Annotated in this window: 21 protein-coding genes and 1 pseudogene; 12 read left to right on the forward strand and 10 right to left on the reverse strand. The window is 73.0% G+C overall.

The window, feature by feature from the left end; all coding sequences use genetic code 11:
- Positions 1-170: 170 nt before the first annotated feature.
- The 3 genes from ABEA87_RS36230 to ABEA87_RS36240 form a co-directional block, all read right to left on the reverse strand.
- A complete protein-coding gene (locus tag ABEA87_RS36230; RefSeq protein WP_345637559.1) occupies positions 171-1,103 on the reverse strand; it encodes a dihydrodipicolinate synthase family protein in 933 nt (310 codons plus the stop codon).
- Entirely contained in the window at positions 1,100-2,002 is a 903-nt protein-coding gene (locus tag ABEA87_RS36235; protein ID WP_345637560.1) for a fumarylacetoacetate hydrolase family protein, read from the reverse strand. Before ABEA87_RS36235 ends, ABEA87_RS36230 begins: the two co-directional genes overlap by 4 nt.
- 63 nt (positions 2,003-2,065) lie before the next feature.
- Positions 2,066-2,854: an SDR family oxidoreductase gene (locus ABEA87_RS36240; RefSeq protein ID WP_345637562.1), complete on the reverse strand. Its 789-nt coding sequence runs from the start codon at positions 2,852-2,854 to the stop codon at positions 2,066-2,068.
- A gap of 108 nt (positions 2,855-2,962) precedes the next feature.
- Here ABEA87_RS36240 and ABEA87_RS36245 point away from each other — a divergent pair, with 108 nt between their 5' ends.
- Together ABEA87_RS36245 and ABEA87_RS36250 are read left to right on the forward strand one after the other, a co-directional pair.
- Entirely contained in the window at positions 2,963-3,832 is an 870-nt protein-coding gene (locus ABEA87_RS36245) for an alpha/beta hydrolase (RefSeq protein ID WP_345637564.1), read from the forward strand.
- Positions 3,832-4,791, forward strand: a complete 960-nt coding sequence (locus ABEA87_RS36250; RefSeq protein WP_345637566.1) for a peptidyl-alpha-hydroxyglycine alpha-amidating lyase family protein — start codon at positions 3,832-3,834, stop codon at positions 4,789-4,791. Before ABEA87_RS36245 ends, ABEA87_RS36250 begins: the two co-directional genes overlap by 1 nt.
- A 21-nt stretch (positions 4,792-4,812) precedes the next feature.
- On the opposite strand, the gene ABEA87_RS36255 is transcribed toward ABEA87_RS36250, so the two are convergent.
- Entirely contained in the window at positions 4,813-6,063 is a 1,251-nt protein-coding gene (locus tag ABEA87_RS36255) for a hypothetical protein (RefSeq protein WP_345637568.1), read from the reverse strand.
- 267 nt (positions 6,064-6,330) lie between these two features.
- On the opposite strand from ABEA87_RS36255, the gene ABEA87_RS36260 reads away from it, so the two are divergent.
- A complete protein-coding gene (locus tag ABEA87_RS36260) occupies positions 6,331-7,791 on the forward strand; it encodes an alpha/beta hydrolase (RefSeq protein ID WP_345637570.1) in 1,461 nt (486 codons plus the stop codon).
- A gap of 127 nt (positions 7,792-7,918) precedes the next feature.
- Here ABEA87_RS36260 and ABEA87_RS36265 read toward each other — a convergent pair whose 3' ends face one another.
- On the reverse strand, positions 7,919-8,326 hold the full coding sequence (locus ABEA87_RS36265; protein WP_345637572.1) for an Lrp/AsnC ligand binding domain-containing protein: 408 nt from the start codon (positions 8,324-8,326) through the stop codon (positions 7,919-7,921).
- A gap of 347 nt (positions 8,327-8,673) precedes the next feature.
- Between ABEA87_RS36265 and ABEA87_RS36270 the strand changes: the two genes are divergently transcribed.
- Together ABEA87_RS36270 and ABEA87_RS36275 are read left to right on the forward strand one after the other, a co-directional pair.
- Positions 8,674-9,534 (forward strand): SDR family NAD(P)-dependent oxidoreductase, encoded by an 861-nt coding sequence (locus ABEA87_RS36270; RefSeq protein ID WP_345637574.1) that lies wholly within the window; start codon positions 8,674-8,676, stop codon positions 9,532-9,534.
- A gap of 14 nt (positions 9,535-9,548) precedes the next feature.
- A complete protein-coding gene (locus ABEA87_RS36275) occupies positions 9,549-9,920 on the forward strand; it encodes a hypothetical protein (RefSeq protein ID WP_345637576.1) in 372 nt (123 codons plus the stop codon).
- Between the two features lie 213 nt (positions 9,921-10,133).
- On the opposite strand, the gene lysA is transcribed toward ABEA87_RS36275, so the two are convergent.
- Together lysA and ABEA87_RS36285 are read right to left on the reverse strand one after the other, a co-directional pair.
- Positions 10,134-11,627: a diaminopimelate decarboxylase gene (lysA, locus tag ABEA87_RS36280; RefSeq protein ID WP_345637578.1), complete on the reverse strand. Its 1,494-nt coding sequence runs from the start codon at positions 11,625-11,627 to the stop codon at positions 10,134-10,136.
- A gap of 465 nt (positions 11,628-12,092) precedes the next feature.
- Positions 12,093-13,484, reverse strand: coding sequence for a cytochrome P450 (locus tag ABEA87_RS36285; protein ID WP_345637580.1), 1,392 nt, complete (start codon positions 13,482-13,484; stop codon positions 12,093-12,095).
- 682 nt (positions 13,485-14,166) lie between these two features.
- On the opposite strand from ABEA87_RS36285, the gene ABEA87_RS36290 reads away from it, so the two are divergent.
- The 4 genes from ABEA87_RS36290 (at position 14,167) to ABEA87_RS36305 (ending at position 18,553) form a co-directional block, all read left to right on the forward strand.
- Positions 14,167-14,724: a DUF4190 domain-containing protein gene (locus ABEA87_RS36290; RefSeq protein ID WP_345637581.1), complete on the forward strand. Its 558-nt coding sequence runs from the start codon at positions 14,167-14,169 to the stop codon at positions 14,722-14,724.
- Between the two features lie 164 nt (positions 14,725-14,888).
- Complete coding sequence (locus tag ABEA87_RS36295; RefSeq protein WP_345637583.1) at positions 14,889-16,445, forward strand: purple acid phosphatase family protein; 1,557 nt, start codon at positions 14,889-14,891, stop codon at positions 16,443-16,445.
- Positions 16,446-16,688: 243 nt separating this feature from the next.
- Positions 16,689-17,756 carry a Dyp-type peroxidase gene (locus tag ABEA87_RS36300; protein WP_345637585.1) on the forward strand — a complete coding sequence of 356 codons (1,068 nt, stop codon included), beginning with the start codon at positions 16,689-16,691 and terminating at the stop codon, positions 17,754-17,756.
- Positions 17,753-18,553: a family 1 encapsulin nanocompartment shell protein gene (locus ABEA87_RS36305; RefSeq protein ID WP_345637586.1), complete on the forward strand. Its 801-nt coding sequence runs from the start codon at positions 17,753-17,755 to the stop codon at positions 18,551-18,553. Before ABEA87_RS36300 ends, ABEA87_RS36305 begins: the two co-directional genes overlap by 4 nt.
- A gap of 27 nt (positions 18,554-18,580) precedes the next feature.
- Here the strand turns inward: ABEA87_RS36305 and ABEA87_RS36310 are convergent.
- A pseudogene (locus ABEA87_RS36310) lies at positions 18,581-18,784 on the reverse strand (aldo/keto reductase); the annotation flags it as partial.
- Between the two features lie 59 nt (positions 18,785-18,843).
- Between ABEA87_RS36310 and ABEA87_RS36315 the strand changes: the two are divergent.
- Both ABEA87_RS36315 and ABEA87_RS36320 read left to right on the forward strand, forming a co-directional pair.
- Positions 18,844-19,968 carry a geranylgeranyl reductase family protein gene (locus tag ABEA87_RS36315; RefSeq protein WP_345637588.1) on the forward strand — a complete coding sequence of 375 codons (1,125 nt, stop codon included), beginning with the start codon at positions 18,844-18,846 and terminating at the stop codon, positions 19,966-19,968.
- A gap of 81 nt (positions 19,969-20,049) precedes the next feature.
- On the forward strand, positions 20,050-21,483 hold the full coding sequence (locus ABEA87_RS36320) for a M1 family metallopeptidase (protein WP_345637590.1): 1,434 nt from the start codon (positions 20,050-20,052) through the stop codon (positions 21,481-21,483).
- A 126-nt stretch (positions 21,484-21,609) separates the two neighbouring features.
- Here ABEA87_RS36320 and ABEA87_RS36325 read toward each other — a convergent pair whose 3' ends face one another.
- Positions 21,610-22,530, reverse strand: coding sequence for a hypothetical protein (locus ABEA87_RS36325; RefSeq protein WP_345637592.1), 921 nt, complete (start codon positions 22,528-22,530; stop codon positions 21,610-21,612).
- Positions 22,527-23,027 carry a SigE family RNA polymerase sigma factor gene (locus ABEA87_RS36330; protein ID WP_345637594.1) on the reverse strand — a complete coding sequence of 167 codons (501 nt, stop codon included), beginning with the start codon at positions 23,025-23,027 and terminating at the stop codon, positions 22,527-22,529. Before ABEA87_RS36330 ends, ABEA87_RS36325 begins: the two co-directional genes overlap by 4 nt.
- A gap of 177 nt (positions 23,028-23,204) precedes the next feature.
- Between ABEA87_RS36330 and ABEA87_RS36335 the strand changes: the two genes are divergently transcribed.
- Positions 23,205-23,930: a hypothetical protein gene (locus ABEA87_RS36335; protein WP_345637596.1), complete on the forward strand. Its 726-nt coding sequence runs from the start codon at positions 23,205-23,207 to the stop codon at positions 23,928-23,930.
- The last annotated feature ends 5 nt before the right edge of the window (positions 23,931-23,935 follow it).

The raw sequence follows: 23,935 nt of genomic DNA on the forward strand, positions 1-23,935 counted from the left end.
GCCGGGCCACGTCCTGCAGGCAGTCCTCGGCCAGCCGCAGCCGCTCGTGGAACACCTGGAACTGTCGCTGGCTGACGTACTCGGCCTGCAAGCGGGTACGCGCCTCCCAGGCCCACGCGATGGCCCGCGCCCCGTGCGGCGACGCGACGGGTGAACAAACGTGCTTAGCGCTACGAGCTGACCTTCGCCCGGGCGTCGTGGCGGGCCAGCCGGTCCAGCAGGTAGTCCACCTCCGCGATCGCGGCGCTCGACAGTCGGGCGGCGGGGGTCCGTTGCGTGTCGGTGGCCAGCACCCCGCGCCGGGCCAACACGTACTTGCGCACCGCGAGCCCGATTCCGGGCTGCTGCTCGTACCGCAGCAGCGGCAGGTGCGCGTCGAACAGGTCGTGCGCCTCGTCCCGCCGCCCGGCCGCCGACGCCTTCACGACGTCGACGAGCATCTCGGGGAAGCAGTACCCCGTCATCGCGCCGTCGGCGCCGCGCTCGGTCTCGAAGTCGAGGAACAGCCCGCCGTTGCCGCACAGTACGGACAGCCGCGGCATCGCCTCACGCTCTTCGAAGGCGCGCAGCGCCGAGATCTTCTCCAGGCCCGGCCAGTCCTCGTGCTTGAGCATCACGCAGTTCGGGTTGTCGGTGGCGATCCGCCGGATCACCTCGGGGGTCATCACGACCGTGAACGTCAGCGGGTAGTCCTGGATGACGAACGGAGTGTCCGCGCCGATCGCGGCCGCGGCACCGGCGTAGTAGTTCACTATCTGGTCGTCGGTGCGCAGCGACGAGGGCGGCGCGATCATCACGCCGGCGGCGCCGAGGTCCATCGCGGCGACCGACAGCGACCGCATGGCCGCGAACCCGGGGGCGGAGACGCCGACCACGACCGGGAACGCCGCCCGGTCCACCACCCGGCGCACCACCGCCAGCGCCTCGGCGTGGTCCAGCTTCGGGGCCTCGCCCAGCTGGCCCAGGACGGTCAGGCCGTCCACGCCCGCCGCCGCGTAGAAATCCACCATCCGGTCCACCGACTCCAGGTCCAGCGCGCCGTCGGCGGCGAACGGCGTGGGCGCGATGGCGTAGACGCCCCGGGCGTGGCGGGACAGCGTCATGGTCTGGCTCCTTCTCGGTGGGCTCGGGTCGCCCCGGCGGCGGGGCCGGTGACCGGGTTGGTCAGCACCAGCATCGCGCCGATCCTGGCCTCGGCCACATCGCCGGGGCGGATGACCCCGGCGCCCGGTGTGCCGGTGGAGATGATGTCGCCGGGGAACAGCGGCATCATCGCGCTGTGGAAGCTGATCAGCCGGCGCAGGCCGTGCGTCATGTTCGCCACGGTGTTGGCGCGGACCGTGGTGCCGTTGACCACGGTCGCGATGTTCAGCCGTTCCAGGTCCGGACCGTACCCGGCCAACTCGTCGAGGGTGACCACCTCGGGGCCGAAGGAGAAGAACGTCGGGAAGTTCTTCGACCGGGTCAGATACCTCGGGTTCTCGGCGAGGATGTCCTCGGCGGTCTGGTCGAGGATCGCGCAGACGCCGAACACGTGGTCGAGCGCCTCCCGTTCCGGCACGTCGCGCGCGGTCCGGCCGATGACGATGCCGACCTCGGCCTCGGCAGTCACCCGCCGGCTCTGCGGCGGAAGCACGATGTCGTCGCCGGGGCCGACGATGGTGTGCTCGGCCTTCAGGAACGAGGCGGGCTGATCGGGGTGCGGCGCGTCGAGGTCGGCGGCGTGCTCGCGGTAGTTCAGGCCGATGCCCCAGATCTTCCGGGGCCGGCGGTACGGCGGCCGGTAGACGGCGGCGTCCGCGCCGATCAGCTCACTGTCGGGCATCTGGGCCGCCCGACGCGCCAGGTCGGCGAGGAATCCGGGGTCGGGGACCCGCTCGATGAGCCCGAGCAGGTCCCCGGCGAGCCCGTCCGCCAGCCGGCACAGCGGCGCCCACCGGCCGCCGGCCACACCGAGGGCGGCCTGCTGGACGCCGTCCACCATCAGGGTCGCAAAGCGCATGGGTGCCCTTTCGCAGGACGGATATCGGGGAACGGGCCGCCACGCGCTTCGCGCGCGCCGCGGCTACGGCAGCGTCGGCACCAGCCCGCCGTCGACCAGGATGGACTGCCCGGTGATGTAGGACGCGGCGGGCGAGGCCAGGTAGGCCACGCACGAGCCCAGCTCCTCCGGGCTGCCGTAGCGCCCCATCGGGATGGTCGCCTCGGAGCCGCGCCGGATCTCCTCGGGGCTCACGCCCTGCCGCTTCGCCGCGCCGGCGTCCAGCTCGCGCACGCGGTCGGTGTCGATCCGGCCAGCGTTGACCATGTTGACGGTGATGCCCATCGGGGCCAGCGTCACGGCGAGGTCCTTGACCAGCCCGTCGAGGGCCGGCCGGAAGACGTTGGACAGCAGGATGCCCGGGATCGGCCGGCGGACGCTGGACGAGCCGATGACGACTATCCGGCCGCGACCGGCGGCGCGCATCTCGGGCACCACCGCCCGCACCGCCCGCACCACGCTCATCAGCGTCAGCTGGTACGCCACGTCCCAGTGCTCGGGCGTCACGCTGAAGAAGTCGCCGGCCGGCGGCCCGCCGGCGTTGGCGACCAGGACACCGACGGGTCCGAGCCGGTCCCGCACCGCCGCCACGGCGTCGGCCAGCGCGGCCGCGTCGCTGACGTCGGCGACCACGCCGAAGGCGGGTCCGTGCCGCTCCAGCAGGGCCACGGCGCTGCGCACGGCCTCCGGCGTCCGGGCGCAGACCGCGACCGGATGTCCCCGCTCGGCGAGCGCCACCGCCGAGGCCAGTCCCAGGCCACGGGTGCCGGCCATGACGAACGCGACGTCGGGCTTGCCTACTGCTTCCACCACTTCGCTGCCTCCAACGATCATGCCGAGCAGTATGCGGATCTTGCACGCCCGGCCGCGACCCCGCGCCAGGGTGGGCGAGGCTCGGTCGGCAGTATGCAATACTACAGTATGCAAACATCGTGGTCGGCCGGAGCGCCCGGCGGGTACGAGGTCGAGGAGCGGGACGTCGAGTTCCTGCGCCACGACACCGGCGCGCTCCTGGCCCGGATGTACGTTCCGCTGGGCGAGGGCCCCTTCCCCGCCGTCCTCAGCGTGCACGGCGGCGCCTGGACCTCGGGCGACCGGTTCAACAACGAGCCGGCCAACCGGGCCCTGGCCGGCACCGGCGCCGTGGTCATGTCGGTGGACTTCCGCATGCCGCCGGTGGCCGGCTACCCCGAGCCCGTCGCGGACGTCCACCTCGCCATCCGGTGGCTGCGCGCGCACGCCGAGCGGTACCGGATCGACCCCGCCCGGATCGGCGGCATCGGCTTCTCCAGCGGCGGCCACCAGCTCACCCTGGCCGTGCTGCGCCCCGAGGACGACCGGTACGCGCGGCTGCCCCTGGAACCGCGGACGCCCGGCGGCTCGCCGCAGGCGCGGCTCGCGTTCCTCATCCTGTGCTACGCCGTGCTCGACCCGGTGACCCGATGGCAGATGGTGCAGGCGGAGCACAGGCAGAAGCTCATCGACAGCCACGTCGCGTACTGGGGCGACGAGGCCACCATGACCGAGGGCAACCCGATGCGCATCCTGGCCTCGGGCGAGGCGGCCACCCTCCCACCCGCGCTGGTCATCCAGGGAGTGGTGGACAACAACCTGACGCCGGACATGGCCGACCGGTTCGGCGCCGCGTACCGCGAGGCCGGCGGCGCCGCCGAGGTGCTGCGCTACGAGGACGCGCCGCACGGCTTCCTCACCAGGGACGTGAGCACCCCGGCGGCGGTGACCGCGATGGAGCGCATCGTGCGCTTCACGCACGAGGCGAGGAGCCACTGATGGTGATTCTGGGCAGCGGACAGTTCCGGTACCGGGTCGAGACGCAGTGGGCTCAACTGCCCGAGGGCTGGACGCTCGGCGACGTGCCCGGCGTCGGGGTGGACAGCCGGGACCGGGTGTACGTGTTCAGCCGCGGCCCGAACCCGGTGGCGGTGTTCGACCGCGACGGCGCCTTCCACGGCTCCTGGGGCGGTGACGTCTTCACCCACCCGCACGGCGTCCACATCACCCCGGACGATCTGCTCTACCTCACCGACGACGGCGACCACACGGTCCGCAGGTGCACCGCGGACGGCCGGGTGCTGCTCCAGATCGGCGACGCCGGCAACCCGGCGCCCTTCATGAGCGGCCGGCCGTTCCGGCGCTGTACCCACACCGCGCTCGCGCCCGATGGCGACATCTGGGTCTCGGACGGCTACCAGAACGCCCGCGTGCACCGCTACTCCCCCGACGGCGAGCTGCGCTGGTCCTTCGGCGACTGCGGCGCCGGACCCGGCGAGTTCAATCTGCCGCACGCGCTGCACTGCGACGCCGACGGCATGGTCTACGTCGCGGACCGCGAGAACCACCGGGTGCAGATCTTCGACGACGCCGGCATGTTCGTCACGGAGTGGCGCAACCTGCACCGGCCGAGTTCCATCGTGCCGCTGCCGGGCGAGCCAAAGGCGTGGCTGATAGGCGAGATCGGGCCGGTGATGCGCTTCAACCGGGGCGCGCACAACCTCGGCCCACGCCTATCCATTGTGGACGAACATGGGCGGCTCATCACCCGGTTGTGCATCTCGCCCTCGGCCGGGCTGGAACCGGGCCAGTTCCTCTCACCGCACGGCATCGCGGTGGACTCGCACGGTGACATCTACGTGGCCCAGGTGGGCGCGACCGCGTGGCCGCAGCTGTTCCCGGGTCAGGACGCACCCGCGCACTTCCCCAGCCTGCAGAAGCTGGTCCGGATCGATTGAGACCCGGGGCGCGGGTTCCGCTCACGAACCCCCGAAGGTGGCGGTCGTCCAGGTCCGCCCGCCGTCGGTCGTGGTGAGCACCTGCGCCCCGCCGGGCACCCACCGGCCCGTGCCGGCGTTCTGGAACCCGAACACGCCCGGCTGGACCTCCCCTTCGGACGGGAACGGCGCCCGGGCCACCTGGGTCCACGAGACGCCGGAGTCGGTGCTGCGGTAGGCGTTTCCGCCGGACGACACCAGCAGCACCGTCGCGCTCGCGGCACCGACCGCCTGGACCGGCCCGTCCGGGAACCGGTGCGCCGGCCCGAAGCTGGCGCCGCCGTCGGTGGACGTGGCCACGAATCCGACGCCGGTCTGGCGCACCCGGCACAGCACGGTCAGCGAACCGTCCGGTCCGGCGGCCAGTTGCGTGGTGTCCGCCTCCTGGCCGCCCTGGCTGCCGCACGGGTCGGAGTGCAGGGTCCAGTGGCCGCCGTCGTCGGCGGAGGTGACCAGGGTGCTGTGGGCGTCCTCGGCGCCACCGGCGGTGTTGCGGTACACCGCCAGGAACGCGCGGTGCCCGACCCGCAGCAACTGCACCGCGTTGCCGGTCAGCGTGCCGGGCAGGCTGACCGTCTGCCACTGGGTGCCGCCCACCGGCGCGGTGGACACCTGGTACCCGCAGCCCGGCGGGCAGCCCTCGGTGCCGTGACCGACCCGTAGCGCGGTGCCGTCACCCACCTCGACGGCGTCGGCCTGCCCCGGCTGCCGGGACCAGGTGGCCCCACCGTCCCGGGTCAGGTACAGCCCCGTGGAGCCGTACGCGTAGCCGGTGCGGGTGTCGGCGAACCGCAGGCCGCGTACGCACGCCTGATCCGCGTCGCAGCCGTTCTGCCCGTTGAACTCGAGGTCGGCGCGCGGGGCCGGGATTCCCACCCAGCTCCGGCCGCCATCGGTGGTCCGCACGATCGAGGTGCACGGCGCCGACGAGCACGGCGCGGTACCCAGCAACCAGCCCTGATCCGGGCTGACGAAGGTGAAGTCCCGGGCGAGGAACCCGGCCGGTACCGGGCCGCCGGGCGGGCGCGCACCGGCCCCGGTACCGCCCGCCGGCGCGGACCCGTGCGGCCCGGACGTCGACGAGCCGGAGGTCGACGCCACCGGCGGCGCCGAGCCGGGCTGTGCCGATCCGGCCGGGGCGGTACCGGTCCGGGACGAGCAGCCGGCCAGGGCCGCGACCAGCGCGGCGCTCACCAGCCACCCGAGCGTTATCCGCCGCTCACTGATCCGCATGGCGTCTGCTCCTCCCCGGCGCGTACCTGACGGCAGTTTCTCCGTTCCCGGGGGCGTTCGCGACCAAACGGACGTCACTGTCCAGTTTCCGGCTGTCCGACCGGCGCCATCCGACCCTCGCCATCCGACCGGCGCCATCCGACCGGGCGTAGGCGAGTCGGGCCGGGTCGCGGCTGTCCGACCGGCGCCCATTCGGGGGCAGACCCCACCCCCCATGCTGATGCCCGCCGGATCGATTCCCGCCCCCGGCGGCCACACCATCGATCCATGGATATCGACCACACGGATGCCGCCGCAGCCGGGCGCACCGCTGTCCTCCGGACCGGCACGCGGCTCCTCGGCGGATCCGACCGCACGCACCGCACGCGGGCGCTCACCGCCGCCACCGCCCTGCTGCTCACCGGCGCACTGACCGCCACACTGACCGCCACACTGATCCCGGCACCGTCCCCGGCGTCGGCCGCGAGCCCCGCCAACGCCGCGAGCCCCGCCAACGCCGCGAGCCCCGCCAACGCCGCGAGCCAGGGCAACGCCGCGGGGCCCGGCAACGCCGCGCGCGCCGGCGCCGCGGCGATCGGGGTCGCCGGCCCGGCCACCGAGGCCACTCGGGGCACGCTGCTGTCCGTCACCCCGCTCGAGCACCTGTCCGTGCCCGAACTCGTCGCGATCCTCGCCTCGGTGCCGATCGACACCAGCCACGTGCGGTACGGGGTGACCGCGTACCGCCTGACGTACCGCACCATCGACCCCGACGGCCGGCCGACAACCGCCAGCGGACTGGCCGTCCTTCCGGACGGGGGGCCGCGCCGCCTACCGTCCATCATGTGGGGGCACGGCACCAGGCCCGACCGGAACGGGGTCGGATCCATCACCGCCGGCAACGGGGACCGGGAGGTGACCGAGCTGTTCGCCGCCGCCGGGTACGCCGGGGTCGCGCCCGACTACCTCGGCCTGGGTACCGGGCCCGGCGACCATCCGTACCTGGACGTCGCGACCGAGGTCAGTGCCAGCCTCGACCTGCTGCGCGCGGCGGCGACCCTGGCGGCCGCGCAGGGGCGCGACCTCGACCGGTCGGTCCGGGTCACCGGCCTGTCGCAGGGGGGCCAGGCCACCATGGCGGTCGGGCGCGCGCTGCAGGACGGCCAGTCCCCCGGCTGGCGGCTCGTCGCGCTCGCGCCGATCAGCGGCCCCTACGACCTGCGGAACACGGAGCTGCCGGCGCTGCTCGACCACCCCGGGGACGGCCCCGGCCAGATCGATCCGGCCCACGGCACGTTCTACATCGCGTACTGGACCGTGGCGATGAACCGGCTCCACCACCTGTACGACCGGCCGTCGGAGGTGTTCCTGGCGCCGTACGACGCGACGGTCGAGGGACTGTTCGACGGGTACCACGACGAGGAGACCATCGCCGCGAACCTGCCCGCCACCCCGACCGAACTGCTCACGCCGGAGTACCTGCGCCGGCTGCGCCAGCCGCGCGGCGGGCTGCTGCGGGCGATCCGCGCCGACGACGGTACCTGCCAGTGGCAGCCGCGCGTGCCGGTGCGCCTGTACGCGGCCGACGGCGACCGTGACGTGACGATCGCCAACTCCGAGGTGTGCCAGGCCCAGTTGCGCACCCGGGGTGTCAACGCGCCGCTGATCGACGTCGGGCCGGTCGATCACAGCGGGTCGGGCATCCTCGCCGTCCCCCAGGTCCTCGACTGGTTCACCGCCCTGAGTTGAGCCTCACCGCCCCGGGCCGAGCGCCCCGTTGGCCTCCGGCCCGCGGGACCACCACGCGCTGCGCCGCCGCACCGTCACCCCTACGGTGCGGCGGCGCCGCGGTCCCGTTGCCCGCCGGCTGACGGGCTCACCGGGAGTCGCCGCCCGAAGGCAGCACGAGATACGTCACGGTGTGCGCGGCCCCGCCCCGGTGGCGCATCCGCGCGACCACCGCGTTCAGGTCGGCCAGGCTGGCACAGGACAGCCGCACGACGGCGTCGATGTCGGCCGCGACCCGCCACACCTCGGCCACCGCGAGCTCGGTGCGAAGGTACGCGGCGAACTGCTCGGGGTCGGTGGTGTCGGCGGTCCGCACGCACACCAGCGCCTCGATCGCCGGGGCGAGCACCCGCCCGTTCCCCGCCGTGGTCGCCGGGCCCGAGGTCGCCGGGCCCGAACGCACCGGGAGCACCGTCCGCAGCAGCCGCGCCTCGTCGTCCTCGCTGTGTCGTCGCCCCCGGTGGACGGCGGATTTCCCGCCAGTTCCAGGAGTCACCTCGCCATGCTGATACCCCGGCGATCCACCCGCCAAGGTACGTTGACACGATAACCACGCCCCGGCCCAGAATTCTGACGCCGTCTTGACGCCGCGCCCGCTGTCTTGACGCCGCGCCCGCACGCGCGTCGACCCGCCTCGCCGCGGCCGCCCTGTCGCGGCGGGCGGCAGGCACCAGTCGGCACATAAAATCCGTATAGCGATTGCCCGCGCGGGGTTGTGCGCCCGCCCGCCACCTCGTTCACTTGGTCCATGACAGGCCCCGCCTGCCCGGTCCGCGACCACGGCACCGATGCCCGGCCGGCGACCCGGTCGCCTGGCGCCACCCGATTCCTCGTGGACTGAACATGCTCAGCACCGAACACACCGACCAGGTGGCCCTGATCACCGGCGCCACCCACGGGATCGGCTTCCGGATCGCCCAGGCGCTGACCGCCTCGGGCGCGACGGTGATCGTGCATGCCCGCACCTCCGAGGAGGGAGCCCGGGCGGTGACCGCCCTGCTCGACGAGGGCGCCGACCCGCTGGCGCTGCACACCGTCGTCGCCGACTTCAGCCGGCTCGACGAGGTGCGGGCGCTGGCCGGGCGGGTCGCCGCCGAGCACGGGCGGCTCGACCTGCTGGTGAACAACGCGGCCACCGTCGGCGGTGTCCGCCGGCACATCACCGCCGACGGGCACGAGCTGACCTTCCAGGTCAATTACCTGGCCCACTACCTGCTCACCAGGCTGCTGTGGGAGCCGCTGTCCGGCGCCTCGCACGGACGGGTGGTGAACCTGTCCTCGGCGACGCACCGCGGCGCCCACCTGAGCTGGAGCGACATGGACCGAACCACCCGCTACGCCCCGGTCGCGGCGTACGCGCAGTCCAAGCTGGCGCTCACCATGCTGTCGCAGGCGCTGGCGGTCCGACGCGGCGACGACACCGGCACCGTCAGCGCGGTCAGCGTGCACCCCGGCGTCGTGGCCACCGGCACCATGTGCAGCGTCTACGGGAGGTACGGCGCTCCGGTGGACCGGGGCGCCGAGGCGGTGCTGCGCCTGTGCGACGCCCGCAACGGCGTCCGCAACGGCGGGTACTACGAGGGCCAGGTGCCCGCGATACCGGCCGCCCTCGTTCACGATCAGGGCTCCGTGGACCGCCTGTGGCGCCTGTCCGCCCGGCTGACCGGCATGGCCCTGGACGCGGACGGGCTCGTCGCGAGCTAGGAATTGGATGCCTCATGGTTGCCGAACAACCACCACAACGCGGCGGCGGAACGCCCCGGGCGGATGAGCCGGGCGAGGCCCTGCTGTCGCTCATCCGCGAGCCCTACGTGTCCGAGATCCTGGCCGTCCTCGACGATCAGCCACACAGCCTGACCGGCCTGCGCCGGGCCACGGGATCGCCACGCCGGCTGGCCATCGCCGCGCTGCGCGCGCTGGCCGCACATCGGGCGGTCGCCCAGGAGCCGGCCGGCGGCAGTTGGGACACGATCGACGACGAACGGGTGCGGTTCCGGCTCACCCCCACCGGCCGCAAGCTCATCGAGCACGTGTTCCAGCTCGACTCGTGGTGGTCCACCTACGCGATGTACCCGCCGTTCTTCGAATGAATTCCGCCCTGCGAGAGCGGTGACGCCCTGCGAGAGCGGTGACGGCTCACCGGCTCCGGCCGCATCCCCGGACAAACGTGGGGAGTGCTCGCCCGCGCCACAGATCGGCTCCGGCCGCACTCCCTGAACACAAACTTTCGCGCCCTCGCGGGACCGCCAACCCGCTGGCGGGCCCCGGGCCGGTCGATCCGACCGCCCGGGGCCGCGCGCCGGTCAGCTGGCCAGGCGCTTCACCGGGCGGACCCGCCCGGCGTTGCTACGTGGCACAGCGGGGATAATCGCGCGGTCCATCGACCGCTCCGAGCGCCGCTCCGCCCGCCGGCCCATCGGCCGGCCCTGGGCCTCGCCGGCGATGCGCACCGCGGCGAGGTCCGGGTCCCGGGCCAGCAGGTCGTCGATCGTTTCGCGACGGATCATGACCCGGGTCTGCCCGTCCCGCACGGACACCACCGGCGGCCGCGTCACCAGGTTGTAGTTCGACGCCATCGAGTGGTGGTACGCGCCGCAGTCGGCGACCGCCAGCAGGTCCCCGGGGTGCAGGTCCCCCGGCAGCGGCACGTCACGGGCGATCACGTCGCCGGATTCGCCGTGCCGCCCCACGACTGTGGTCGGTCGGTCCGCGACGGTCGGGTACCGGCCGATCAGGGCGGGCGTGTACCGCGCCCCGTACAGCGCCGGCCGGGGGTTGTCGGACAGCCCGCCGTCGACCGCGACCAGTTGGTGCCCTGCCGTGTCGTGCCTGATGCCCAGCACCCGGTACAGCGCCACGCCCGCGCGGGCGACGAGGGCCCGGCCCGGCGTCGCGGTCAGCCGGGGCATCGGGATGCCGAGCCGCTCGCACTCCACCCGCACGACGCCCGGCCAGCGGGAGGCGAACGCCTCGACCGCGAACCCGTCCTCGCCGTACCGGTACGGCACGGCGAACCCGCCGCCCAGGTTCAGCTCGGACAGCGTGCACCCGAACCGGTGCGACAGGTCGGCCATCACCGCCAGCATGCGGCGCAGCGCCTGCTCGTAGCCGCCGAAGCGGGCCGCCTGGGAACCCAGGAAGTAGTCCAGGCCGACCAGCTCCAGGCCCGGCTGCGCGGTCACCCGCCGCACCGCCTCGTCGAGTTCCTCGGTACCGGCGGACAGGCCGAACCGCTCCTCGTCGGGGGCGGCGGGCAGCCCGGTCGCGCCGGGCATGGCCGGGCCGAGCAGCACCCGCAGCAGCACCTTCTGCCGCCGGCCGCGCCCCTCGGTCGCCAGCCGGGAGATCTCCTGCAGGGACGTCACCACCACCCGGCCGACGCGGCACTCCGTCGCCGCCCGCAGGTCCACCGGCGTCTTCGCGTCACCGTGCATCGTCAGGCGCTCGGCCGGGAACCCGACCCCGCGCGCCACCGCCAACTCGCCCGCCGAGCACACGCTCAGGCCCAGGCCCTCCTCGGCCATCCACCGCACCAGGCGGCCGCTGGTGAAGGCTCGCGCGGCATAGGACACCGCACCCTCACCGAAGGCGGCGCGGTACTCGCCGCAGCGCCGCCGCACGTCCTTTTCGTCCAATACGTAACACGGGGTGCCATACCGCTGGGCGAGGGCGCTCAGCGACACCTCGCCCACGTACAGCTCTGGCCCTACCCGCCGAGCGGTGTAGGGCCACAGATCCGGCTCGAGCCGCTGCGGCAGCGATGTTCGCAGCGACGGGAGCACATCCACCAAGGTCACGTCTTCCTCCAGACCCGACACTTCCCGGCTTCCGGGCACGCGTGCCCGCGCCGGGCCCCTTGCGTGTCGGGGCTTTCTGCCATCTCCGGGACTCACGAGACCAATGCTGGAAGCGGTCAGGGCGGTTGCCAAGGTTCACAGACGAAATAACCACGCCCCACGCACGGATCATGACGTTTCCCTGACGATGCTTCACGTACGTTCGAAGATGGGTGTTTGCGCTCCACCGGCGGGAGTGCCGCCTCGGACGGTGCCGAAGGCCCGGCGGGTGCCCCGGTGGGTACCCGGGCGGTCGGCGCACCGGCCGACCGCGAGGTGACCGCCGCCGTGATGGCGGCGACCCAGAGTCTGCCACGCCGCGGCCGGCCCACCGGGGGTCCATCCCCCGCCCCGGCCGGCCCGGGGGCCGTGGCGGAGGGCCGTGGCGGCCCTGACGGGGAGCCCTTGGACGGGCCCGGATCGGGATCAGCCGCCGGACGCCTGGCCGCCGTCGGTCGCCCGCCGGGCGTTCACCGAGTGGACCGTCATCGGTACGCCGGACCGGGGGCGCAGGGTCACCAACGGTTGGGGCGACACCGGCGCGTCCGACGCGGGCGTGAAGCGCCAGTGCCGGCACAGCGTGGCCAGGGCCAGCGCCCCCTCCGCCTCGGCGAAGGCGTTGCCGATGCACTGGCGGGGGCCACCGCCGAACGGGAAGTAGGCGTAGCGCGGCCGGCCGGAGGGCCCTTCGAGCCAGCGCTCCGGCCGGAAGCGCTCCGGCTCCGGCCACCACCGCGCGTCGCGGTGCATCACCCAGGAACTGAACACGAGCACGGAGCCGGCCCGCAGCCGGTGCCCGCAGACCTCCTGGGCGGTGAGCAACCGGCGGGCGACCACCCAGGCGGGCGGGTACAGGCGCATCGCCTCGCGGAGCACGGCCGTGGCGTACGGCAGCCGGGGCAGGTCGGCCGCCCCGGGCCGCCGGCCGGCGAGCACCTCGTCGAGTTCGGCGCGCAGCCGCTCCTGCGCGGGCGGGTGCGTACCCAGCAGGTGCAGGCTCCAGGCCAGCGCGTTGGCGGTGGTCTCGTGCCCGGCCAGCAGCAGGGTCACCGCCTCGTCCCGGACCTGGCCGTCCGGCATCGCCTCGCCGGTATCCGCGTCCCTGGCCTCGAGTAGCAGCCCGAGCAGGTCGTTTCCCGACCCGGCGGCGGCCCTGCGGTTGGCGATCAGCTCATGGATCATCGCGTCGAGCGCGCGGCGGTCGGCGTTCCAGCGCCGGGTGGACGGCAGCGGCAGCAGGTCGAGGTAGCGCATCAGCGGCAGGTTGGCGCCCCGCCGGGCGGTGGCCATGTTGGCGCCCAGCCACTGCTGGATCTGCGCCACGATGGCGGCATCGAGGTCGATGTCGAAGACGGTGCGCGCGACGATCGCGAGGGTCAGCTCGGTCATGTCGGCATGTACGTCGCGCACCTCGCCGTCGCGCCACCCCGCGCCGGTGCGCTCGGCGAGGTCGGCGAACACCTCGCAGTACTGCGCGATGCGCGCGTGGTGGAACATCGGCTGGATGAGCCGGCGCTGGCGACGCCACAGCGGGCCGGCGCTGGTCAGCAGCCCCTGGCCGAGGATGCGCTGCAGCGGCTGGAAGCCGGCGCGGTCCGGGTCCCTGGAGCGGCCCTGTCCCTTGGCGTAGTCGCGGCCCGTGGCGGTCAGCCCCCGGTGGATGGCGTCCGGGTCGCTGACCAGGTAGAGCCGGCCGGGCACCGGCAGCCGGGCGATCACGCCGCACTCCCGCCGGGCCCTGGTGAAGAACCCCAACGGGTCGCCTCGCATCTGGCGCAGCGCGGCCAGCCGCCCGCCCTGGACCCGAGGTACCGTCATCCCCTCATGATGCCGCTACCAGCCGCCTCCGGCCCATCGAGCCGCGCCGAAATCTCCTCGCGCGTCCGCGCGTCCGCGCGACGGGGCGCGTTCGCCGGATCGACACCCGTCGGCCCGGCGCGGGTCGATGTCGCGCCACCGGGAGCCGGTACGGTCCGCTGCCGCGGCTGACCTCCTCGCCGAACGTGAACGGCGGGCGCCGCTTCCTCTGTGGACGGTCGGCGGGATCCGCGCCGTTGATCCGCGCGTCGACTGATAGGCCGGGCTAAATCACCTATGTCCACTCTGGACGTAATTACTGACCCGTGGTGAATCAGTTCGGGGAGGTCACCCGGGGTGGGGCATCCCCTCGCGGGGGTGCCGTAATCGCTCGCGTACTGTGCCGAACGCATAAATTCCCATACCCCCGAAATGGACAGCAAAGAGAATGTCGAGCGACCCGCACAACCCGATGCCTGCCGAGCCCGCTCCCCCGGCCGGCTGGGTTCCCCCGCCGGCTCCGGCCGAACTCGGCACGCCGGGCATGCCCGCACCGGGCATGCCCATTCCCCCGGGCGCACCGTTCCCCCCGGGCGCACCGTTCCCTCCGGGCGCACCCGTCCCGCCGAACGCACCGTTCCCCCCGGGCGCACCGTTCTCCCCGAACGCGTCGTTCCCCCCTGGCGCGCCCATCCCGCCGGGCATGCCCCTCCCTCCCGCTCCACCCCTCGCGCCGGGCATGACGGTGCCGCAGGGCACGAATGGTCTGGCCATCGCGGGTTTCGTCCTCGCCTTCCTCGTGGCGCCGCTCGGCCTCATCCTGAGCATCGTCGCGATGGTCAAGGTCGGCCGTAGCCGCCAGAAGGGCAAGGGCCTGGCCATCGCGGGCCTGGTCATCTCGTTGGTTCTCACGGGTGTCGGCGTCTCGAGCACCATCGCGGTCGCTACCAGGGTGAAGACCCTGGTGGACCCCGGGTGCACCGTCGGCAAGTCCGCGATCTTCGACAATCAGGACGCGGTATCGTCCAGCGACCCGGACACCTTCGAGGCCGGGGTACTGAAGATGGTCGACGGGCTGAACGACGCGGCCAGCCAGGCCAAGGACGACAAGGTGCGAGCCGCGGACAAGGACCTCGCCGCCGACTACAGCGCCCTGGTCGCCGACGTCAAGGCCGGCAGGGGCCCGACGCAGCAGGAGAAGGACAAGCTGACCGCCGACAGCGACACGTTCGACTCGTACTGCTCGGTCTCCACCAAGTGACCCTACCGAGGCGCTGACCTCGCGGACCCGTGCCCGATCGAACGACCGGGCACGGGTCCACCAAACGGCACCCGCCACCCGGCGCGGGTGCCGTTTCCCTAGTGGACATGTATATGCATGCTCGCACCGGTGACGCATTCAACCCGCGCGAATAACGTCCGCCCATGCCTGGATGTGACTTCACCCGCCGAGACTTCCTGCGCTGGACGGCCTACGCGACCGCCGCCGCCGCGCCGTTGACGATGCTCGACCCCGGCCGCGCCAACGCCAGCACCGGGTCCGGCACGACCGACGTGACCGCGGTAAACCTGGAACTGGTCACGCTCGCCGAGGACCACGCGGTCATCACCTGGTACACGGGCCAGACCGGCACCGATGACGGGCTGGGCCGGATGATCCCCGCCCCGGCCGACGGCGAGGTGCGCTACGGCACCCACCCGTCGAAGCTGAACAAGGTCGCCCACGGGATCTCGAACCACACGCCCTACCACTACGTGGAGCTGGACCATCTCGAGCCCGGTCAGACCTATTACTATCAGGCCTGGTCCAACGGTAAGACCGCCGCCGCCACGCCGTTCACTCTCATCACCGGCAACGCGGTCGGCACCTCGACCTACGGGCTCGACACCGGCGGCGGCCCCTACTCCTTCACCACCCCGCAGCCGCCGCGTGGCAGCTACCTGTTCTCCGTGGTGCTGTGCAACGACCTGCACATGGGCGAGACCCAGGCCGGGCTGGTCGGCGGACAGCCGCAGTACATCGGCATCTCCCAGGTGCCGGGCCTGCCGCCGTACCCCGAGGTCATGCTCGAATCGCTGGTGCGGGACGTCGCCCGGTTCGACCCGACCTACCTACTGGCCGCGGGTGACATCTCGGCGGAGGCCGTACCGACCGACCTGAGCCGCGCCGGTCAGCTGCTCAACGGCTTCGGCAAGTACCGCGACGACTACTTCGTCGCCCGTGGCAACCACGACCGCGCGCACATCGGGGACGCGTACGCCTCCTGCCGCGTCGGGCAGTGGCAGGGCAACGACTGCTTCCACGACGCCTACTTCCCGGGCAACGAGCTGACCTACTTCTCCCGGGACCTGTCCGGCCTGCACGTCATCGGGCTGGACACCTACGACAAGGCCGGTGGCGGCGGGGACGCGGGCGGCATGTCACCGACCCAGCTGGACTGGTTCCGGGCCGATCTCAAGGCGCACCGGGAGCAGCCGACGCTGGTGTTCGGCCACCACCCGCTGATGGTGGAGCAGTCGGCCTTCCCGGCCAGCTCGGGCAATGCCCTGGACGCCACCCAGGCCGCGTCGGTCCTCGACTGGTACTCGCAGACTCCCGGGGTGTTCCTGCACCACGCCGGCCACACCCACCGCAACCACCGCTCGGTCAGCCCGACCGCGCCGCGCGTCACGCACCAGGAGGTCGCGGCGGCCAAGGAGTACCCGGGCGGCTTCTCGATCCTGCGCCTGCACACGGAGGGCTACGCGCTGAACTTCTACAAGTCGCGCAGCGACCTGGCGCGCGAGTGGAGCGAGCGCAGCCGCCAGGAGATCCTGGGCTTCTGGCCGCAGTTCGCCTTCGGCAACACGGTGGCCGACCGCAACAGCGTCGCACGGGTGGACCTGACCGGCCTGAAGCGCCCGCAGCACGACAAGCCCGGACACAACAACGGGAACAACGGCAACGGGCACCACCACGGGGACGGCAACGCGCAACACTGACCTGACTCGACGCGTCCCGGCCGGGCCGCACCACCTCCGGCCGGGACCACCGCCGCCCCCGGACCGGGCCGCGCAGACCGGGCCACCGCCCGCACTGGGCCACCGCTCAGACCGGGCCATCGCTCAGACCGGGCCATCGCTCAGACCGGGCCATCGCCCGCATCGTGGCCTGCGACACCGGTCCCTCCCGTGCGCCAGTGGATGTGGCAAGCTTGCCGGGCAGCGTCAGGGAGGGTACGAGCGATGACAGAACCGGCACGGCCGGTCCCGGGGGGCGTGCCGCAGGCCGTGCTGGCGCCGCTGACCTCCGCCGCGATTTTCCTGGTGGTGACCGTCCGGCCGGGTGGCGAGGAGGCGGTCCGGGACCTACTGTCCGAGGTGAGCGGATTGCGGCGCTCGGTCGGGTTCCGCGCCGCCGAGGGTGAGCTGTCCTGCGTCGTGGGCATCGGCTCGGCGCTCTGGGACCGGCTGTTCGACGGGCCACGCCCGGCCGGACTGCACCCGTTCCGGGAGCTTCGCGGCGACCGGCACACGGCCGTATCCACCCCCGGTGACCTGCTGTTCCACCTGCGCTCCAGCCGGCTGGACCTGTGCTTCGAGCTGGCCGCCCTGATCGCGTCCCGGCTGGGCGACGCGGCCACCGTGGTGGACGAGGTGCACGGGTTCCGCTACTTCGACCAGCGCGACCTACTCGGGTTCGTGGACGGCACGGAGAACCCGACCGGGTCGGCCGCGTACGACGCCGTCACCGTGGGCGACGAGGATCCCGACTTCGCCGGCGCCAGCTACGTCATCGTGCAGAAGTACCTGCACGACCTGGCGGCCTGGGACGCGCTGCCGGTCGAGGCGCAGGAGCGGGTCGTCGGGCGCAGCAAGCTGTCCGACATCGAGATGCCCGACGCCGTGAAGCCCGACAACTCCCATGTGGCGGTGAACACCATCACCGATCCGGACGGGACGAAGCGGGAGATTCTGCGCGACAACATGCCGTTCGGCAGCGTGGGGCGGGCAGAGTTCGGCACCTACTTCATCGGGTACTCGGCCACCCCCGAGGTCACCGAGCGGATGCTGGAGCGGATGTTCCTGGGCGAGCCGCGCGGCAACACCGACCGCATCCTCGACTTCTCCACCGCCGTGACCGGCACCCTGTTCTTCGTGCCGACCGGGGATTTCCTCGACGACCCGCCGGCGGCCGCCCCGGCCCCGCCCGAGGAGCCGGCCCCGGTACCGGCACAGCGAACGGTCGCCGACGGCTCCCTCGGCATCGGCGACCTGAAGGCCCGCAACCTGGAAGGACGTACCCCCCGATGAACAACCTGCACCGCGAACTCGCTCCCGTCTCGGCCGCCGCGTGGGCGGACATCGAGGACGAGGCCCGGCGCACCTTCAGCCGGCACCTGGCCGGTCGCCGGGTGGTCGACGTGCAAGGGCCGGCGGGCAGCGAGCTGTCCGCGATCGGCACCGGGCACCTGCGCGACATCGACGCCCCCGCGCCGGGTGTGCTGGCCCGGGCCCGGCAGGTGCAGCCGCTGGTCGAACTGCGCGTCCCGTTCACCGTGTCGCGGCAGGCCGTCGACGACGTGGAGCGCGGCGCCAAGGACGCGGACTGGCAGCCGGTCAAGGACGCCGCACGGCAGATCGCGTTCGCCGAGGACCGGGCCGTCTTCGAGGGGTACGCGGCGGCCGGGATCGGCGGCCTGCGCGCCTGCGCCGCGAACCCGGCGCTGGCCCTGCCCGCCGAGGTGCGCGCCTACCCCGACGCCGTGAGCCAGGCGGTCAGCGCCCTGCGCCTGGCCGGCGTGGCCGGCCCGTACTCGCTGGTGCTCTGCGCCGACGCGTACACGGCCGTCAACGAGACCTCCGACCACGGGTACCCGATCCGCGAGCACCTGTCCCGGGTGCTTGACGGCGACATCATCTGGGCGCCGGCCATCGACGGGGCGTTCCTGCTGTCCACCCGGGGCGGCGACTTCGCACTGCACCTCGGCCAGGACCTGTCGATCGGGTACCTGTCCCACGACGCCAGCAGCATCGAGCTGTACTTCCAGGAGTCGTTGACCTTCCTGGTCTACACCGATGAGGCGGTCGTGCCGATCACCGCGGGCTGACCGTCGCCCGACGTTCAGGCGGGCGGCCAGTTCGTCGGGCAGCTCGAGGTCGAGCGCGTCGAGGCCGTCCCGCAGTTGGTCGGCCGTGCGCGGGCCGAGGATGACCGACGTGACATCCGGCCGGCGCCACAGCCAGGCCAGGGCCACCGCCGCCGGGGTGGTGCCCAGCTCGGCGGCCACCCTCGGACCCGGACCCTGGGCATGCTGTTCGACGGGCTGCGTCCGCACCACTGACGGGCTCGGTAAGGTGGGTCCGTGAGCGCCGGCCGCCAAATCGCTTCGAGCTGCTGATGGACGAGTACGACGTGGTCATCGTCGGCGCCGGCCCGGCCGGGTCGAGCGCCGCGATCGCGGCCCGGCGAGCGGGCGCGAGCGTCCTGCTGCTGGATCGCGCCGACTTCCCCCGCGACAAGACGTGCGGTGACGGCATCGCCTCACACACCCTGGAGGTGCTGCGCGACCTCGGCGTCGACGGCGTGCACGAGGGGTATGCTCCGGTGCCCGCGCTGAGCTTCGTCGCGCCGTCCGGCGCCGCGGTGGCGCGTCGCATGGCACGGCCGAACTACACGATCCCGCGCACGGTCTTCGACGCCCGGCTGGTCGAGGCGGCGGTCGCCGCCGGCGCGAAACTGTGCCGGCACACCGTACGCGACATCGACCATCGCCCCGGCTCGGTGGTGCTCGACGGGGTGATCTCGGCGCGCACCGTGATCGGTGCCGACGGCGCCTATTCGCGGGTACGCCGCGCCCTCGGCCAGCCCGCCAACCCGCCGGGCCGGGTGGCGCTGGCGATCCGCGGGTACGCACCCGCCCTGGCCGCCGGCCAGCAGTACATCGTCGCCGCCCCGGCGACCCAGTGGCCCGCGTACGCCTGGAGCTTCCCGATCGGCGACGGCCTGGCCAACATCGGGTACGGCGAGGTGCTGCACGGCCCCGCGCTGTCCCGGGAGCACCTGCTCGACCGGTTGGCCGCGCTGCTGCCGCAGGTCGACATCGCCGGCGCCACGCAACTGCGCGCGCACCACCTCCCCCTGTCGACGTACCGGCCGGTGCCGGGCCAGGGACGGCTGCTGCTGGCCGGGGACGCGTACTCACTCATCAACCCGTTCACCGGCGAGGGCATCTTCTACGCCGTGCTGTCCGGCTCGCTCGCCGGGGCCGCGGCCGCCCGCGGCGTCGGGCAGGGTCGGGCCGCCGCGGCGCTCTACCGTGCGACGCTGCGCCGCAGGCTGGGTCGGCACCTGCGGCACAGCCGGCTGGCCGCCGCGCTGACCGGCCGGGCCCGGGTGGTCGACGCCGCCATCCGCGCGGCGGGCCGGGATCAGCGGGTCTTCCAGTCGATAGCCGAACTCGGACTGGGCGACGGGCTGCTGTCCGCGCGCACCCTCGCGGGCATCGCCCGCGCCCTGCGCTGACCCTCTCGCGATCTTTCCAGCGGGCGTCGAGTGCGCCATGATGTTGTCCGGATATTCGCACCACACTGAGGGACAACAACTATGACCCGACCCCGTAACGCGACGCCGCGCACCGCGTCGACCCGTCGCCGGCGGACGGCCGCTACCGCGGCCACGGCCGCGATCCTCGCCGCGGTCGTCGCGGTGCCCTCCGGCGCCTACGCCTCCGGCGGCTTCGTCGCCGGATCGTCCGGTACCGGCGACCCGTTCTTCCCGCTCGCCGGCAACGGCGGCTACGACGTGTCGCACTACTCGCTGAACCTGAACTACCAGCCGTCCAGCAAGCGACTGACCGGCACGACGACGATCAGCGCCACGGCCACGGAGAACCTGTACCGGTTCGACCTTGACCTGCGCGGCTTCGACATCTCCCGGCTCACGGTCGACGGCCGTGCCGCGTCGTGGCGCCACGAGGGCCAGGAACTCATCATCACCCCGCACAACAAGCTGCACCGGGGGCAGCACTTCACCGTCACGGTCGGGTACGCCGGCGTGCCGCAGGCGGTCACCGACCCCGACGGCTCCACCGAGGGCTGGGTGGCGACCGACGACGGTGCCGTGGTGGCCGACGAGCCCCAGGGCGCGCCGTCCTGGTACCCGGTCAACGACAACCCGGCCGACAAGGCGACCTTCGACTTCAGCGTGAGCGTGCCGTCCGGGCTGACCGCGATGGCCAACGGCGTGCTGACCGGCGAGCACACCAGCCACGGCACGAGCACCTTCACGTGGCGGGAGAACCTCCCGATGGCGCCGTACCTGGCGACCGCGACGGTGGGCAAGTTCGACCTCACCACGTCCAAGGTGGACGGCCGGCTTCCGTCCTATGTGGCGGTGGACCCCTCCCTGACCGCCAGCCGCGCGGTGCTGGACAAGATCCCGTCGATCATCAACTACTTCTCGTCCATCTACGGCCCGTACCCGTTCGACGCGGTCGGCGCCATCGTCGACAACGCGCCGGACCTCGGGTATTCGCTGGAGACCCAGACCAAGCCGGTGTTCGCGGGGATGCCCGGCGAGTCCACCCTGGCTCACGAGCTGGCCCACCAGTGGTACGGCGACACCGTCACCGTGAAGACCTGGCCGGACATCTGGCTGCACGAGGGCTTCGCCACCTGGTCGGAGTGGATCTGGAGCGAGCACGAGGGCGGCACCACCGCGGCCCAGCAGTTCGCGAGCCTGTACAGCCGGCCCGCCACCTCCAGCCTGTGGGCGTTCCCGGTGGCGAACCCGGGCGAGGCTCCCAACCTGTTCGGTACCCCGGTCTACGACCGCGGTGCCATGGTGCTGGAGGCGCTCCGGGAGAAGATCGGCGACACCGCCTTCTTCCGCATCATGCGCGACTGGATCGTTCAGCACCGGTACGGCAACGCGACCACCGCGGACTTCACCAAGCTGGCCGAGCGTGACAGCCACCAGAACCTGAAGAACTTCTTCAACGTCTGGCTCTACCAGGCGGGCAAGCCAACCTCCTGGTAAGACGAGCGGTCGAGTCATCGCGCAACCGATCGGCACCATGGGCGACCATGGTGCCGATCGGCGTTTCCGGCCCCGCGCTCACCGCCAGGGAGGCTCACCGCCAGGCAGGTCACCCCCATGGCGGGCTCACCCCCAGGGCAGGCTCGCGATCAGGGTCTCGAACTGGTCGAGGGTGATGGCCCCGGTCCCCTCGAGTCGTTCGGCCGAGAGGGTGATCCACCAACCGCCGGCGGCCCAGCTGGCGTTGTACCGGCCGGTCAGCCCGACGTCGAGCGTGTGACCGGGAACGGTCATCGTCTGATCGCCGGCGTCCGGCACGAGGCGGTTCTGCGTCGGTACGGCGTAGAGGACCAGGCCGAGACCGCTTGAGCGGGTGTAGTCGAGGGTCCACCCCGCGCCGTCGGGGTCGGCCGTGGGGATCAGCTGCCTGAGGCCCGCCGGCACCGGAAGGTCCCCCATCCGCAGGACCGGGCGGGACCTGCCGTCCGCGCCATCGATGAGCACACGGTCCCCGAGGGCGGAACCGAGCCGCACGGTCGCCACGGCGCCGCCGGAGTCATCGCACGTGCCCGGCCTGGCACTCCGGTAGGCGGTGAGCACGATCTCGGACGCGTCCCCGCCGGTCCTGATCGCGGTCACCGTCCGGCACGCTCCCGCATCCGACCGGGACGTGTCGAGCCCGAGCGTCACGGTCGTCCCCGCCGCGTCGACGCTAGCGGTACGCCAGGCGACCGCCACCCCGGCGCCGGAGGTCGGCGGCGCGACCGGGCCCGTACCGGCCGGAGACGGGGCGGTGGACCCGGCGGCGGACGGCCCGGACGACGGTCGGACCGCGGGAGCGACCGCACCGTCGTGCGGCCCGGCCAGCCACGCCACCGATCCGGCGGCGACGACGGCGACCACAGCCGCGACGGCGGCCACGGCGGTGCGCCGGCGCCGGCGGCGGATGCGCCGGCCGATCGCGGACAGCGGCGGCCGCGACAGCTGCTCGGGCGGCACCGGGATCGCGTTCTCCAGCGCGGAGTGCAGGTGCTCGGGGCCGATCATTCGCTCATCTCCTCGATCCCCAGCCCGCGCAGGGTCGGATCGGCGCGCAGGGTGGCCAGTGCCCGCGCCGTGTACGACTTCACGGTGCCGACGCCGATGTTGAGCGCCTCGGCCGTGCGCGCCTCGGTGAGGTCGGCGTGGAAGCGCAGCATCAGCACGGTGCGCTGCTGGCGGGGCAGCCGGGCCAGCGCGGCGGCCAGGCTCAGGCGCAGGTCGACCCGCCCGTACGGGTTGTCGCCGCCGGGCTCGGGAAGGGTCGAGGCCGGGATCTCGCCGCGCCAGCGCCGCCGCCACCAGTTCAGGTAGGTGGTCGCGAGCATGCTGCGCAGGTAGGCGTCCGGGGATCCGCCGCTGATCCGCGACCACCGCCCGTGCGCCTTGGCCAGTACCGTCTGCAACAGGTCCTCGGCACGGTGCCAGTCGCAGGTCAGCAACCACGCCGAGCGCAACAGTCTTGGCCAGGCCGCCGAGACGTACGCCACGAAGTCCTCGTCCACGCTGCCTCCTCCACCGGCACTAACAACCTGTGCCCGGTGGATGGTTGCCAGGCTGGCCGATCCGCCCGCCCGCCCCTGTCCCGGCCCGGCCCGCAGCCGACCCGCGATGGTGGAGGTGCCGCCGGGGCGGGGTCACCCGGTCCGGTCGTGGCCGCACCGGTAGGCGATGATCCCGGGGTGGCCATTCCCTCACCCCTGCGCGAGTCACTGCACGATCCGGCATTCTGGGCGCGGTACACCTTCGCGCACGAGGACGGCCCCGGCGCCGACCGGCTGGGCGACCTCGAGGACCTGCTCGACGAGGAATCCGACGAAGATGACGCTGACGACGACGCGCTCGAGGTGGAGTTCGAGGTCGGCGGCGGCTACCGGGTGCTGCTGAGCGTCGATCCCGAGGCCGACAGCCACAGCCTGGGGATCGCCGAGCCCCTGGCGGCCGACGCCGCCGAGCTGGGCTGGGACGACCTGGCCCACTGGCACCCGTACGCGCTGCGCTGGTCGGAGCTGGACGTGATCTGCCGAGCGATCACCGCCCTCGACCCCGAACTGCCTCACCCCGGAGCGACGCTGGCGCTGCTGTGCCGGTTCGCCGCGGTGTTCGAGGACGACGATGTCCCGGGCGCCGTCGCCGCCGTGGACGCGGCCTACGCCTCGCTACGGCCGCGGGAGTGGGACGGCTACTGGCCGCGCGGCACTGACTGGCTGGAGCGCGCGGACTTCCGTGGCCAGAACGTGGTCTGGCAGCGCGACCCGACCGGCAACCTGTGGGCCCGTCAGGACGACGACCACGAGACGGACTTCTACAGCACCCGGGTGGATTCCGCCGGAGGCGCCTTTCCCCACGCCGGGTTCAACGCCCTGCTGGCCGCCGCCGCTGCCACGCTCGATCCTCCAGGGGTCTGAGGCGT

The sequence above is a fragment of the Rugosimonospora acidiphila genome, assembly GCF_039543385.1.
In the GTDB taxonomy this organism is placed as follows: Bacteria; Actinomycetota; Actinomycetes; order Mycobacteriales; family Micromonosporaceae; genus Rugosimonospora; species Rugosimonospora acidiphila.